Annotated in this window: 13 protein-coding genes, 1 tRNA gene and 2 pseudogenes; 8 read left to right on the top strand and 8 right to left on the bottom strand. The window is 43.2% G+C overall.

Annotated features, from left to right (window positions below; genetic code table 11):
- Nucleotides 1–54 precede the first annotated feature (54 nt).
- Nucleotides 55–2,325, bottom strand: coding sequence for a transglycosylase domain-containing protein (locus tag RMY31_RS07695; RefSeq protein ID WP_322662262.1), 2,271 nt, complete (start codon nucleotides 2,323–2,325; stop codon nucleotides 55–57).
- Between the two features lie 421 nt (nucleotides 2,326–2,746).
- Here RMY31_RS07695 and RMY31_RS07690 point away from each other — a divergent pair, with 421 nt between their 5' ends.
- The 3 genes from RMY31_RS07690 to RMY31_RS07680 all read left to right on the top strand — a co-directional run bounded on the left by RMY31_RS07690 (nucleotide 2,747) and on the right by RMY31_RS07680 (nucleotide 3,954).
- Nucleotides 2,747–3,448, top strand: coding sequence for a hypothetical protein (locus RMY31_RS07690; RefSeq protein ID WP_409877603.1), 702 nt, complete (start codon nucleotides 2,747–2,749; stop codon nucleotides 3,446–3,448).
- Nucleotides 3,449–3,609: 161 nt separating this feature from the next.
- Nucleotides 3,610–3,786 carry a hypothetical protein gene (locus tag RMY31_RS07685; protein WP_322662258.1) on the top strand — a complete coding sequence of 59 codons (177 nt, stop codon included), beginning with the start codon at nucleotides 3,610–3,612 and terminating at the stop codon, nucleotides 3,784–3,786.
- A 9-nt stretch (nucleotides 3,787–3,795) separates the two neighbouring features.
- Nucleotides 3,796–3,954, top strand: a complete 159-nt coding sequence (locus tag RMY31_RS07680; protein WP_322662256.1) for a hypothetical protein — start codon at nucleotides 3,796–3,798, stop codon at nucleotides 3,952–3,954.
- Nucleotides 3,955–4,179: 225 nt separating this feature from the next.
- Here RMY31_RS07680 and lspA read toward each other — a convergent pair whose 3' ends face one another.
- The gene (gene lspA, locus RMY31_RS07675; RefSeq protein WP_322662254.1) at nucleotides 4,180–4,707 is read right to left on the bottom strand and encodes a signal peptidase II; all 528 of its coding nucleotides are present in this window, start codon (nucleotides 4,705–4,707) and stop codon (nucleotides 4,180–4,182) included.
- A gap of 107 nt (nucleotides 4,708–4,814) precedes the next feature.
- A complete protein-coding gene (locus RMY31_RS07670; protein ID WP_322662253.1) occupies nucleotides 4,815–5,402 on the bottom strand; it encodes a biotin transporter BioY in 588 nt (195 codons plus the stop codon).
- Between the two features lie 536 nt (nucleotides 5,403–5,938).
- On the opposite strand from RMY31_RS07670, the gene pstS reads away from it, so the two are divergent.
- The 4 genes from pstS to pstB all read left to right on the top strand — a co-directional run bounded on the left by pstS (nucleotide 5,939) and on the right by pstB (nucleotide 10,023).
- Nucleotides 5,939–7,123, top strand: a complete 1,185-nt coding sequence (pstS, locus tag RMY31_RS07665) for a phosphate ABC transporter substrate-binding protein PstS (RefSeq protein ID WP_409877600.1) — start codon at nucleotides 5,939–5,941, stop codon at nucleotides 7,121–7,123.
- A 186-nt stretch (nucleotides 7,124–7,309) separates the two neighbouring features.
- Nucleotides 7,310–8,260 (top strand): phosphate ABC transporter permease subunit PstC, encoded by a 951-nt coding sequence (gene pstC, locus RMY31_RS07660; protein WP_322662249.1) that lies wholly within the window; start codon nucleotides 7,310–7,312, stop codon nucleotides 8,258–8,260.
- A 19-nt stretch (nucleotides 8,261–8,279) separates the two neighbouring features.
- Complete coding sequence (gene pstA / locus RMY31_RS07655; protein WP_322662247.1) at nucleotides 8,280–9,164, top strand: phosphate ABC transporter permease PstA; 885 nt, start codon at nucleotides 8,280–8,282, stop codon at nucleotides 9,162–9,164.
- A gap of 52 nt (nucleotides 9,165–9,216) precedes the next feature.
- Nucleotides 9,217–10,023, top strand: a complete 807-nt coding sequence (gene pstB, locus RMY31_RS07650) for a phosphate ABC transporter ATP-binding protein PstB (RefSeq protein WP_322662245.1) — start codon at nucleotides 9,217–9,219, stop codon at nucleotides 10,021–10,023.
- A gap of 194 nt (nucleotides 10,024–10,217) precedes the next feature.
- On the opposite strand, the gene RMY31_RS07645 is transcribed toward pstB, so the two are convergent.
- Both RMY31_RS07645 and RMY31_RS07640 read right to left on the bottom strand, forming a co-directional pair.
- Nucleotides 10,218–10,316: transfer RNA gene (locus tag RMY31_RS07645), tRNA-OTHER, on the bottom strand.
- A 9-nt stretch (nucleotides 10,317–10,325) separates the two neighbouring features.
- Entirely contained in the window at nucleotides 10,326–10,490 is a 165-nt protein-coding gene (locus RMY31_RS07640; protein ID WP_409877598.1) for a hypothetical protein, read from the bottom strand.
- On the opposite strand from RMY31_RS07640, the pseudogene RMY31_RS07635 reads away from it, so the two are divergent.
- Nucleotides 10,417–10,617 (top strand): annotated as a pseudogene (locus RMY31_RS07635) (CHAT domain-containing protein); the annotation flags it as partial. The gene RMY31_RS07640 and the pseudogene RMY31_RS07635 overlap by 74 nt on opposite strands.
- An 8-nt stretch (nucleotides 10,618–10,625) precedes the next feature.
- Here the strand turns inward: RMY31_RS07635 and RMY31_RS07630 are convergent.
- From RMY31_RS07630 to RMY31_RS07620, 3 genes and pseudogenes are all read right to left on the bottom strand, one after another.
- A complete protein-coding gene (locus RMY31_RS07630; RefSeq protein WP_322662241.1) occupies nucleotides 10,626–11,165 on the bottom strand; it encodes an SH3 domain-containing protein in 540 nt (179 codons plus the stop codon).
- Between the two features lie 132 nt (nucleotides 11,166–11,297).
- Nucleotides 11,298–12,806, bottom strand: coding sequence for a UbiD family decarboxylase (locus tag RMY31_RS07625; RefSeq protein WP_322662239.1), 1,509 nt, complete (start codon nucleotides 12,804–12,806; stop codon nucleotides 11,298–11,300).
- A gap of 216 nt (nucleotides 12,807–13,022) precedes the next feature.
- Nucleotides 13,023–13,568, bottom strand: a pseudogene (locus RMY31_RS07620) (pentapeptide repeat-containing protein); the annotation flags it as partial.
- Between the last annotated feature and the right edge of the window lie 101 nt (nucleotides 13,569–13,669).

Here is a 13,669-nt window from a genome sequence, read left to right as displayed (position 1 = left end):
GCCGAATCCGGAGGGAAATTCGTAATTGGAAAATATGAATTACGAATTACAGATTTAGCGGGTAATTCGTCCCATGTAATTACCCCACAATTGAGCCGCTTGGGCACTGCTGCCAGATGTGGGGGAATTATTGTCATTTCCCAGCCAAATACCAGTCACGAGTCGCCGATTGGGAATAAAGCCAATGAACCATAAATCAACGTTTTTATCAGTTGTGCCAGTTTTGCCAGCTTCCCCTAGTCCAATGGCAGCACTGCGACCAGTACCTCTTGTGACCACTCCACGCATCAAACTAGTCATCTCGTCTGCTACCCCAGCTGATAAAACTCGCTGATTAGCGTCTGGATCTTGGTCAAAGGAATAGACGACACGGCAGGTTTTTAAATCATTGCGATCGCTACAATCACTACTGTCTAGAATCCGGCTAATGGCATGGGGAGGATTCCATACACCACGATTGCCAATGGCACCAAAAGCACCTGTCATTTCTAAAACATTGACTACGCTTTGACCTAGCACCAAACCAGGAACTGGGTCGAGGGGCGACTTTATTCCCAAGCGCTGCGCCATTGCTACTACTTTATTTAGTCCTACATCCCTCGCAACCCGTAGAGCGATCGGATTTTCCGAAAGGGCAAGCCCTGTGGCTATATCTAGACTAATATCAGCACCAGAACGACAGGGTTTGTAAGTAAAGCCTTGCCAAGGCAAAGGGGCACAGGAGTAACTTTTAGATGCTGGAATTCCCTGCTGAATCGCAGCAGTGTAAGCAAAGATTTTGAAGGTAGAACCTGGTTGTCTTTTAGCTTGGACGGCGCGATTGAACTGACTTTTTTTGTAATCAGTTCCACCTACCATCGCCAGAATCGCGCCAGTTTTAGAATCAAGAGTAACAAGCGCTCCTTGGGAAAAACGGAAAGTTGAACCGGCGTTGTTGACTGAATTACGCAATGCTGATTCTGCTTGGGATTGAATTGTGGGATCGAGCTGAGTTTCAATAATATAATTGCCTTCTCTTGCGGCTCCTGACCCCAAAATTGATTCCAATTCTTGAAAGACGTAACTATAAAAATAAGGAGCGATTGTCTTTGCTTGCTGTTCGCAGACTTTGGGGCTAATTTGGATGGTTGAACGCCTAGCTCGATTCGCTTCTTCTGGTTTGATTTTGCCCATCTCCAGCATTCGCTTAATGACGCGATTGCGGTATTCAGCAGCTTCTAGTTTATTCGGCCCATCTCCACAAAAATCGAAAGCATTAGGCGCAGGTAAAATTCCCACCAACGTTGCAGCTTCTGAAAGAGTTAATTCTTTAGCTGACTTGCCAAAGTAATACTGTGCGGCATCCTCAAAGCCAGAAGTATCAGCCCCCAGAAAAACCCGATTTAAGTAAGTCAGCAAAATTTCATCTTTGCTATAGAAAGTTTCTAGCTTCAGGGAAACTATTGCCTCCCGCACTTTGCGTCCAAGAGAGTCTTGGCTACCAACATAGTCGCGGAATAAACTGCGAGCTACTTGCTGGGTAACAGTACTGGCTCCTTGCTGCACGTCTCCACTGCGACTGTTGATCAACACAGCTCGCAAAATTCCCAATGGATCGACCCCAAAATGCCAGTTGTAACGACTATCTTCTGATGCAACCACAGCGGCGGGCAAATAGGGACCAAAATCCTGCAAGCGCTTCATGTCTACGTGAGCGGTAGTTCGTGGCTCGCGCAGAGGGGTAGCTCCATCACGGGCGTAAACAATTACCGGGGCGCGAGTCGCTGTAGGTAGAGGTCTGACAGAAAATTTCAGCCATTCTACGCCAATCACCAATGCCAAAAGACCACTAACACTGGCAACACCGTAGGCTGTCCAAGTTGCGGCTTTGACATACCAAGCTGGTGGATCGACGTATTGCAACCGCACAGAAGCAGCGAGTTCTGGTGGTCCCAAGGTGAGAATATCGCCATGACGCAGTTCTAAGGAAGTGAGCCGCCGCTTACCACGATAAATACCATTGGTTGAGTTTTCATCTTTGATGACGAAAACTGGGGTGCGCTGAGTAGAATCTCGCGACAGTGACAGGTGAATTTGGCTGACTACTGGATTGCGAATGACTATATCGCAGGATTTGGAACTGCGACCGAGTACGTAGCGATCGCCCAACAGCGGATATATTTCCGCTTTATCCGCCCCCGCATCCTGCACCCAGATTTCTGGTACTTTGGCATTAGGCTTGAGCGCCAGCTTAGAGAAGTCAACCCTAGCTTGAATTGTATGTACTGCTTGAGTCAGTTGACCAAGTAACGTTTGTGGCTTGTGAGGGGGTTGGGGGGAACTCATCGGCTATTCACATCACAACTAATTTAGGGAAGAATCAGGCGAATGGCTGTCTCAACACAAATCTTTCATCATTTTACTCATAAGCCAAAGCAGAAATTTATTTACTGAATTGTTGATGTATTAATTGCATCATTATAATTATTGAATCTATGTAAAAGCATTGAGTTCTCTTTATTACTATTTTGCATTATTCTAAAATTCTAACCCTTACTCTGTAATGCTTATTTTATCTACTATTCTCTGATTAATCGCAAGAGCCAGAATTTTTAGTTTTGTATTTCTCAAAACCAGAGTTGAATGCTTTAGCATATTCACAGCTTTGCTTGCAAAGCTAAACATCTTCATTTAGGAAGATTTTCTATAAGCTAGAGTCTGTTTTAATGGGTCGAGAGTTCCGTTTCCGTGTGAGGTTAATTTTATAATGAAGGGAAAATCTCTGTCTTTGATTGGTACAGCCCTAACTTTGGCACTCACAACTAACGTTGCTGTTGCCCAATCCAGTAAATCCCAAATCGCTCAATCCAGTGACTCATCCACTAATTCAGCAACGGAAATTAAACTCTCACCAGAAGGTTTTAAAATCCTGTGTGAACGTTCTCCCCTAAATTCCCGTTGTCAAGGCGGTACATCAGCCACGCCCAGCGCACCTGGCAGTACGACAGTACCAGCAACTGAGCCTTCTGATAGCAGTACTCCTGGCAGTACGACAGTACCAGGTACCGCGCCTTCTGATAGTAGTACCCCTAGCAGCCCAACTACTCCAGATAGTACAACCTCGCCAGACTCCACTAGTCCTGGTAACACAACCCCAGCACCAGGAACAGACCCCACCAGTCCTGGTAACATAACTCCAACACCAGGAACAGACCCCACTAGTCCTGGCAACTTAACTCCTGGGTCAGAAAGCCCAACAGCACCTGAGCCTAGCAATCCTAGCAACTTAACTCCTGGGTCAGAAAGTCCAACAGCACCTGAGCCTAGTAATCCTAGCAACTCAACTCCTATGCCAGGAAGCTCAACATCACCAGATTCTAGCACCCCTGGCAGCACTAGCGAACCAAGCGCTAGTCCCAGTACAGTTCCAGGCTCTGATTCACCAAAAACTCCCACTACGGGTAACTAATTGAGGTATCATCTGATGCCCGTTTACCACAAATAATAGTTGGTGCATCTGTCATATCCAGATGTAAATTGCTGAAACCCTTTCTCAGTATTCTTAAATATTAAGAATGAGAAAGGGTTTTAGTATTTATCGGCTTGGGTTGAGAAAACTACTGATAAAAATTGATTTACAGCAAAATTCAGGGTAAAAAGTCAGAAGTCAGAAGTAAAACAGGCTTTATCCCTAACTTTGAGACTTACACTGGTGTACTTAACCCTGCGGGTGATGCTCGTGACGCTCGTTCGCGTAGCGTCTCCCCTTGGGAGAAGACTCGCGTTCCGCTGCGCTATCGCTCTTAGCGTCTCCCCTTGGGAGAGGACTCGCGTTCCGCTGCACTAACAGCAGTCGCTCATGGGGAGCCAGTGCATTGGGCGGCTTTGCCGACTTGTAGACGCGCTCTGCGCGGCTTCCCGCAGGGTAGCAACTGGCGTGGAAACCCCCAAGACCGCGCTGCTTCACCAACTTGAAATCCGCTGTATCTAAAGCTATTCTGCAATTCTCCAGATTTACAGTAAGGGTTCTAGAGATTTTTGTTGGAAAGTGCGATGGGTACATCCCAGTTTTTATTTTTTAATAAGAGAATAGCTGTCATTGCTTCGTCGTTTCTCCTCGCAATGACATGCAAAAAAGTGGGATGCTCCAATGCGATCGCCATAAAATGAATGATGTAAAGTGGCTACCCAAAGTCTAGATTAGCGCGACCTGTGATTTGAAGTCGGTGTTTTTTTGAAAGAAGCAATCAGCAAACAAACAATACCAATACTGATACACGAATCTGCAATATTAAATACAGCAAAGTTAATCAAGCGAAAATCAAGGAAATCAATAACATAGCTTAAGACAAACCGATCGATACCATTACCAATAGCTCCACCTAAAATTAAGCCATAGCCTAATTGCTCCCAAAGATTTAATACTGGGCCAAACAATGCGAATGCTATTAATGCCAAACTTACTGCCAATGATAGCCAACGTAATAAATCTACTCGTCCGCTAAGTATACTAAAAGCTCCGCCATCGTTTGTGACGTAAGTGAAGTGAAATATACTTTGTATTAAGGGTAGTGAATGCCTGTATATAATATTGCCTGTTTTCGAGTCAATTACGGTTTCTAACGGCCAAGATTTATATACTTCCACTACCCAGTTTTTTGTTAGTCGGTCTAATATAACAGCTAAGAAAGCAGCAATCCAGAAAAGGCGATTTTTCAATAAAACCATGGTGAATTAGTCAACAGTCAACAGTCAAAAGCCAACAGTCAAAAGCCAACAGCCAACAATCAACAGCCAATCTCTAGACTATTGAACCCTTGACTAGGGACTAATGACTAATAAAACATTAAGTGACGCAATACATATGCTATTACGGTAACAGCACATACTACAGTTAGTTGCCCTGGTATTGCAAACCAGGAATATCTGAGGATTGCTTCTATAAATGGTAGATTTTCTGTGCCTTTCCACTGAAAGAAATAACTAATCATCAGATAAGTAATGCCGCAGATGTGGATAGTTAAAAGTCCACAAATACAACTAAAGGCGAGAGTTTCTAGGCGAGGTCTAGCTTTAAAGGCAAACAAGCCACAAATCCAGGCTCCAGGAATAAAACCTAGGAGATAGCCAAACTGGGATAACTTAACATAACCAATACCGCCACCGTCAGCAAATACAGGTAGCAAAGTTAACCCCATAACTAAATAGGCAATTTGTGAGAGCGCACCCGCATTTTTGCCCCCTAAACAACCTACCAACAACACCGCACCAACTTGACAGGTGACACCTAAAGAAAAAGTCTGAATTCCGTGCTTACTCCAACTCCAAGGGAAAGTAATGCCATGGGCTTCTAGGAATGTGCCACCCATTGTCAGAAGTAAGCCAATCATCGACCATAGTAATTGATTGGAAGCAGCAAACATTTATTAGGCAAAGACGAAAAGTCAAAAAAGAAAAGCAACAGCAACCAGTATAGGCATTAATTATCTAATTTAAATTGGTGTAGAGACATTAACAGGTAGCATATTTTCTTTTGCCTCTTTGATGAGTGACTTTTCTGTTTCTGTCATTCTGGCTTAGGTGATATATGATTATTCTTTTTCTCTAGACCGGGGCATGGTCTGTTAGTTATGCTGCCTGAATTAATACTGAGTTATATAGTAAAATAGTTAACAATCAATTCTGGACTTATATTAGCTTTTCAGTGCATTAACCACAGTTGTCCCAAAACTATTAAATGTCTTGTGTAGACTTTTTGTTCGGGCGATCGCTCTGCTTAACTTGAGACACTCTTTGATGTTGAGTATAAATTTTGTCTGACATCTAAAATTCAAATTTGTGAAATTTATTTAAAATAATACCTTTTTTTTAGTTTGTTAACCTTACGTTTACCTTTACCTCTATCTTTTAGGGGTATCTTAGAAGCGCTCACCTGGAAATTTATCAAAAATTGACAGCGATGCTCTCACGTCTACATATGACCAAAAAATACAGCTTTCCAGTTTATATCTCAGTGTTTACACTGTCAATTAGCCTAGCAGCTTGTGGCGGACAGCAAGCCTCTGACAACAATGCTAATACAGACACGCCATCTGGTACGGCTAAAGATGCTACAGCCTCAAATCCAGCCAAATTAGATCTTGGTGGCAACGTAGCCTTAACTGGTGCAGGTGCTTCATTCCCGGCACCACTGTACACAAGCTGGTTCACAGACTTAAACAAAAAATATCCGAACCTACAAATTAACTATCAGTCAGTTGGTAGCGGTGCTGGAGTTGAGCAATTTATCAAAGGTACTGTAGAATTTGGTGCCAGCGATGTTGCCATGAAAGATGACGAAATCCAGAAAGTACCACAGGATAAAGGCGTACTTTTGCTGCCAGTGACTGCTGGTAGCATTGTGCTGGCTTATAACCTGCCAGATGTTCCCGAACTGAAGCTACCACGGGCAGTTTACACTGATATCTTACTCGGCAAGATCAAGACCTGGAACGACCCGAAAATTGCTGCTGCTAACCCAGGTGCAAAGTTACCCAATCAACCCATTACAGTTGTGTATCGTTCTGATGGTAGTGGTACTACAGGTGTATTTACTAAACATCTCAGTGCCATCAGTCCAGAATGGAAGAGTAAAGTTGGTGAGGGCAAGACTGTCAACTGGCCTGCGGGAGTTGGTGGTAAAGGTAATGAAGGTGTGACCGCCCAAATCCAACAAACTCAAGGTTCGATTGGTTATGTCGAGTACGGCTACGCCAAACAAAATAATATCAAGTTTGCTGCCTTGGAAAACAAAAGCGGCAAGTTGGTTTTACCGAATGAGCAATCGGCTTCTAAAACTCTGGAAGCAGTAACTCTGCCGGACAATCTCCGTGCTTTTATTTCCGATCCCGAAGGAGCAGATTCCTACCCCATTGTCAGCTACACATGGATTCTAGCTTATAAAAAATATCCTGATGCTGCAAAAGCTAAAGCTATGGAAGCGATGATTGAGTACGCCTTGACTGAAGGTCAGAAGATTGCTCCAGAACTAGGGTATGTTCCTCTACCCCAAAACGTAATTTCAAAAGTGGCTACTGCTGCCGATCAAATCAGCCCAGACTATAAAATTGCTGTTACTGGTAGTGGAACCAGTGCTAGCAAATAGGAGATTAATAGCTTAGAGTCATAGCATGAGACATCCGTAATCAACTGTAGATAGATCTATCTACAGCATTTGTAAACATCAATTCTGGTTTACTGATGTCTCAGGTTTCAAAGATGACGCAGCGACAATTTTACTAATCTGGTTCCTCTCACATTTTTCTCTGTTTAATCGTTAAAGTCAGTATTCATGACTACAAATTCTCAGAATCTGCAAGCAGCAATTAAAAATCGCTCCGAAGTAGAAAAGTCGCTAGATCGAAGCTTTATTTGGCTGACTCGGATTTTTGCACTAGCTGTCGCTGCTACTTTATTATGGATTGCTTTACAGGTTGCTCGTGATGCCTGGCCTGCTATCCAAGAATTTGGTTTGGGCTTTTTAGCTAAAAGTACTTGGAATCCTGTCAATAATGAATATGGAGTGCTGCCTCAGGTTTATGGAACTTTAGTCAGTTCTTTTCTTGGTTTACTGATAGCTGTACCCATTGGTGTTGGCACCGCTGTTTTATTGAGTGAGAATTTTCTTCCAGGTAAGGTGCGGCTGGTACTGGTGTTCTTGGTAGAACTTCTCGCAGCTATTCCCAGCGTTGTCTATGGTGTATGGGGCATTTTTGTTTTAGTGCCAATAATAACCAACTTGGGTAAATGGCTTAATAGTTATTTTGGCTGGTTACCAATCTTTAGCACGCCTCCCACAGGACCAGGAATGTTGCCTGCTGGAGTCATCTTAGCGATTATGACTTTGCCAATCATCACAGCTATATCTCGTGATGCATTGATTTCCGTACCTCCCAGTTTACGCCAAGCATCTGTAGGACTAGGAGCAACTCGTTGGGAAACAATTTTTCAAGTTCTCATTCCAGCCGCTTTTTCTGGCATCGTCAGTGCTGTGATGCTGGCACTTGGTCGGGCAATGGGAGAAACAATGGCTGTAACAATGTTGATTGGCAATTCCAACAACATTAGTCTCTCACTTTTAGCTCCAGCCAATACGATTTCTTCTCTATTAGCAAACCAATTCTCGGAAGCTAGTGGTTTGCAAGTTGCGGCTTTAATGTATGCTGCCTTAGTTCTGTTTGTCTTAACGCTGATAGTCAATATTATGGCCGAGTTTATTGTTCTCCGAGTGAAGCGACTGTAGCATACTTGTGGTTTGAATTATGACTTCTCATTTTCCCGAAAGCAGTCTGACTCGCGCCCCTATGTCTCGCAGGACGCTATTTAATACAGCGATGACTGTGGTAGCATTTATTTGTGGATTATTGGCGCTTTTACCTCTGCTGGCAGTACTTTCTTACGTTCTGATTCAAGGCTTTAGCAGTTTAAGTTTGAGTGTGTTTACTGAACTACCACCCGCACCCCTGAGACAGGGAGGTGGTTTTGGTAACGCCATCTTGGGAACATTACTAATGGTGGGAATTGCTGCCCTAATTAGCATCCCACTGGGTGTAATAGCAGCAATTTATTTAACAGAATTTAGCTCTGTTAAGGTAGCTAGATGGATACGTTTTGCTACTAATGTCCTCAGTGGAGTTCCTTCGATTATTGCTGGGGTATTTGCCTATGGAATTGTAGTTTTAACCTTGGTAAAACTCAACTTAGGTTCCTACTCTGCTATAGGTGGAGGATTTGCATTAGCAATTTTGATGTTACCAATAATTGTCAGAACTGCTGATGAAGCTTTACAGTTGGTATCGCAAGATTTGCGACAAGCATCTGTGGGGTTAGGCGCAACCAACTTTCAAACGGTAACACAAGTAGTATTGCCAGCTGCTCTGCCAGCAATTGTCACAGGATCGACTTTAGCGATCGCCCGAGCAGCCGGAGAAACTGCACCTTTATTGTTCACCGCACTTTTCTCACCATTCTGGCCTGATGGTTTATTTAAACCTACAGCTTCCCTTGCTGTTTTAGTTTACAACTTTGCCATTTCTCCATTTAAAAACTGGCAGTCACTAGCTTGGGCTGCGTCTTTGATTTTGGTGTTGATGGTTCTCATCACCAGTATCATTGCTCGCTGGGCAACTCGCCAGAAAACTTATTGAAATAGTTCACCAGGGTTCATTACTCATCCCTAAAACTTACACTAGACCATTTATGGCTACCAATACTAGCACCGCTAATAGCACAGACACTGTTTTACGTACAGAAAACCTCAACATTTACTACGGTAATTTCTTGGCCGTGCGGGATGTTTGGTTAGATATCCCGAAACATAAGGCTACAGCCTTTATTGGGCCTTCTGGTTGCGGTAAAAGTACGTTGCTGCGATGCTATAACCGTCTCAACGACCTCATTGAGTCGTTTCGAGCAGAAGGTAAGGTTTATTATTACGGTAAAAACTTGTACGCACCTGATATAGATCCTGTAGAGGTGCGTCGTCGGATTGGTATGGTATTTCAAAGACCTAACCCATTTCCCAAATCAATTTATGAAAATATAGCTTTTGGTGCTAGAATCAACGGCTACAAAGGTAATATGGATGAACTGGTAGAGCGGAGTTTGCGACAAGCAGCTTTGTGGGACGAAGTGAAAGACAAATTGCGGCAAAGCGGCTTATCTTTGTCTGGTGGACAGCAACAAAGGTTGTGTATTGCGCGGGCGATCGCAGTGCAACCTGAAATTATACTAATGGATGAACCTTGCTCTGCTCTTGACCCTATCTCCACCCTGCGAGTTGAAGAACTGATTCACGAATTGAAAGAACAGTACACCATCGTGATCGTTACCCATAATATGCAACAAGCAGCACGCGTGTCTGATATGACTGCGTTTTTCAATGTCCAGACTACAGAAAAGGGTGGTCGGAGCGGTTATCTAGTAGAATACGATTCGACGGAAGTAATTTTCAACAATCCCAAACAGGCAGACACAAGAGATTACGTCAGTGGCAGATTTGGTTAAATATTGCACATAGCTTGTGTTAATACAATTAGGGATGTTTTGCTTCCCAACTTTGCAAATGTGAAAATGCTGTCATCTAGCAATCCCAATCGATTTGTGCAAATCTTATGCATGACTGTTAATTAATAGTCATGCAATATTTATATCAATCAGGATTACTGTAGCAGATGTCTTTTTCACAGATAGCTTAACACAGCGGGCGGCGGGAATCGAACCCGCATTAATAGCTTGGAAGGCTATATAAAATTCTTTATTTACAATGGTGTCAACTTATTTGTACAATTTATACACCCAAATTGCACCTAACATAATAATATTAAGATTTCCTGACAAGCATTAGCCATTTTTAAACAAATCGGCGATCGCTCTGGTGAAGGTACTAACCTTAGTAATAATTCATTTATTCTATTTGGTAATGGCGATCGCATCACTTTACGCGACATCCAAAACACCTGTTTTTTAACCAACGTTGATTTAATGGTGTTGAGTGGTTGTGAAACAGGATTAGGTGGAACATTAGGCAATGGCGAAGAGATTTTGGGATTTGGCAACTTGATGCAAAATGCCGGAGCAAGAGCTGCGATCGCTTCAGTACCTGAATTTTAAGAACAAGTTGTCAGGGCAGCACCACACTGATCTTCTCTTGCTAGCCAACCGCGAATACCTTCGTATTCTACCTGTGCCCAATCTCCCTGACAGCCTAATAATTTGATACTGACACTAGAGGGAACCCTCCTTATTTTTCGGCTTTGTTGACTAGTACTGGCATAAAGATCCACGCCGTTAGTACCATAACCCCGTGTTGATATGCCTAACTTTGGCACAAACACCCATCCAGTTCCTGGAAAACCATCACTAGCATCAGTAATTTGCACCCAATCTCCAGCAGCAGCGATAATCTTAACCGTTTCGTTGATGGGTATTTGTCCGAGGATTTTGTTATTTATACTTGCTCCACTCCGCACATTTAAACCCTTTGGATCTGTATCAGTGACGTAGGCGAAAATATCGCAATTTTGTGAATTAGTTGATTTAGCTAACACTATTTGATCGCCTATACCACTATTGATCGCCATACTGATACAACTGAGTGTTACTCCCATGATTAAATTTGATGCTGCATTTTTCACTTTTCTATTCATAATTTTTCCGATTTCTAGATATCAGCCTACCAGGCTAAAACCATTATTTTACAGACAAAGCCTACATTAGCGGGAGGCTTAGCTTGTTGACGTGGGGATTAGCCTGTGCGCTGATATGAAAAGTACTAATTTTTACTTCATATCGTAGCCAAACAAATTCGGATCGACTTCTCCTAACTGCAAATCTGCTAAACCATACTCTGCCCATCGTCTTTCTACCATTGCTGCCACATTTGGATCTGACTCTAGAGTAGCACCCCACTCATGTTCGGTTTCTGGCGGAATTTTAGTTGTGGCATCAATTCCCATGCGTCCACCTAAACCAATTTTCTCACTAGCAAAATCTAAGGTATCAAAAGGCGTATTTGGCAAAATAAACACATCCCGCACTGGATCGACTTTGGAACTAATTGCCCACACCACTTGACGGGGATCGCGAATATTTATGTCTTTATCCACAACAATGACAAACTTGGTGTAGGTAAATTGTGGCAAAGCACTCCAAAATGCTAAAGCTGCCCGTCTCGCTTGTCCTGGATATGCTTTATCAATGGAAATAATCGCTGCTTTGTAACTCAAAGCTTCCATTGGCAGGAAGAAATCGACAATTTCTGATACTTGTTGCCGCAGAATGGGGGTGTAAATGCGATTAAGTGCGATCGCCATCATCGCTTCTTCTTTGGGTGGACGACCGCTAAATGTTGTTAAGTAAATCGGATCTTTGCGGTGCGTCATACACTGGAAGCGAATCAAAGGCGAATCTTCCACGCCACCGTAATAACCCATGTGGTCGCCAAAAGGCCCATCTGGCAAGACTTCTCCTGGTGTAATTGTCCCTTCCAAAACAAATTCTGAATCTGCGGGAACTTCCAAATCTACTGTTTTACACTTTGCCAACTGCACGCCAGAACCGCCGTAAAGTCCAGCAAATAGCCATTCTGATAAATCTACAGGAATGGGTGTGGCAGCTGCCATGATAATTAAAGGATCTACACCAAGTGCGATCGCAATTTCTAATTTCTTCCCACGTTCGGCGGCTTTTCGCAAGTGTCTCGCCCCACCCCGCACTGATAACCAATGAACTGTCATTGTATTCTTAGATTGCAGTTGCAAGCGATACACACCCACATTTGGCGTACCTGTCTCACAATCTTTAGTAATTACTAGCCCCAGCGTGATAATCTTGCCAGCATCATCAGGATAAGGACGTATCAAGGGTAGCTTGTGCAAATCCACTTCATCGCCTTGAATCACCACTTGCTGACAACTGGGAAAAAAGTCACGTCCTGGCTTAGCTTTTACCACGTCAAACAACACTTTCCCAAAGTCTATCGCCTGGGAAATCTTCTTCGGCGGTTTTGGTTGTTGCAGCATACTCAGCTTTTTCCCCAAAGTTTCCAACTCCTCTGGATGCTGCATATTCATCGCCCAGCATATCCTTTCCACAGTTCCCATCAAATTCACCGCCACCGGAAAGGAAGCACCTTTGACGTTTTCAAATAACAACCCTGGACCACCTTTTTGCAGCATTCGGTTGGAAATCTCGGCAATTTCTAAATCTGGAGCGACTAAAGCTGAAATCCGCTTTAATTGTCCTTTTTCTTCCAGAATTTTGATGAATCCTCGCAAATCTCTCGCCATTGTTCTAATAAAGCTGATTATTTAAGAAGTGTGAAGCGCTTTCTTATATTATTAATCATTTACCAGTTATTATTTCTCCCTTATACCCCTCATGTCCACGGCAGTTGCCATAACGGAGGAAATCTCCCTTCGGGTGACAGCGTTGATTCACCGCAACGCACTGCCTCCTCATCTCCCTAAAAATGATTATCATTATTGTTTAAATATGGCTTCTTGGTTTTTGTTGATTAATTTATTCTTTGGAAGTCCCTGATGCAGTGAAGCTGCTCTCAGGTCAGCGTAGCTCAAGTTTGCCCCAGTTAAAACCGGGTATCCCAAATCTGTGCGTTGATTGGAACTGGGACGCAAGTCTGCTTGAATTAGTAGAGAACCAGAGAGTTTTGCAGCATTCAAATTAGCACCACATCAACTAGCTTTGATTAAGTTAGCTTCATCCAGGCGTATCTGAACCAGCTTTGCACCAGTCAAATCAGCCTCATGCAGAATAGTGCGATACAAGTCTGCTTCACTTAAATCTATTCTCCAGAGGATCGCTTCACTCAGGTTGGTCTCCCGCAGACATGCTTGGCTTAAGTTGGTTTTATCCAGCCGTGTCTGACGTAAATCGGCATTGCTAAAATCTGCACTTCTAAGGTTTGCATTCGTCAACTCTGCTTCTTGCAGATTTACTCGCTGAAAGCTGCTTTCTCCAGCAGCATAGCGTTTGAGAATTTCATCTTGGTTAACTCTGAAGAAACACTTTGCGTAAGGCTTATGTAGCAAGGGTTGAAAAGAATGGAGTATTTTGCGTATCTTGCGAAATTGGCACAAGTTCAAGGCCGAGAGCATGAGCTTTATTCCTGAGATTCTTAAGAACTTGTTCT

Origin of the sequence: Dendronalium sp. ChiSLP03b (genome assembly GCF_034531165.2) — a bacterium.
Taxonomy (GTDB): Bacteria; Cyanobacteriota; Cyanobacteriia; order Cyanobacteriales; family Nostocaceae; genus Dendronalium; species Dendronalium minutum.
This window is presented reverse-complemented; position numbering and strand designations above follow the sequence as displayed.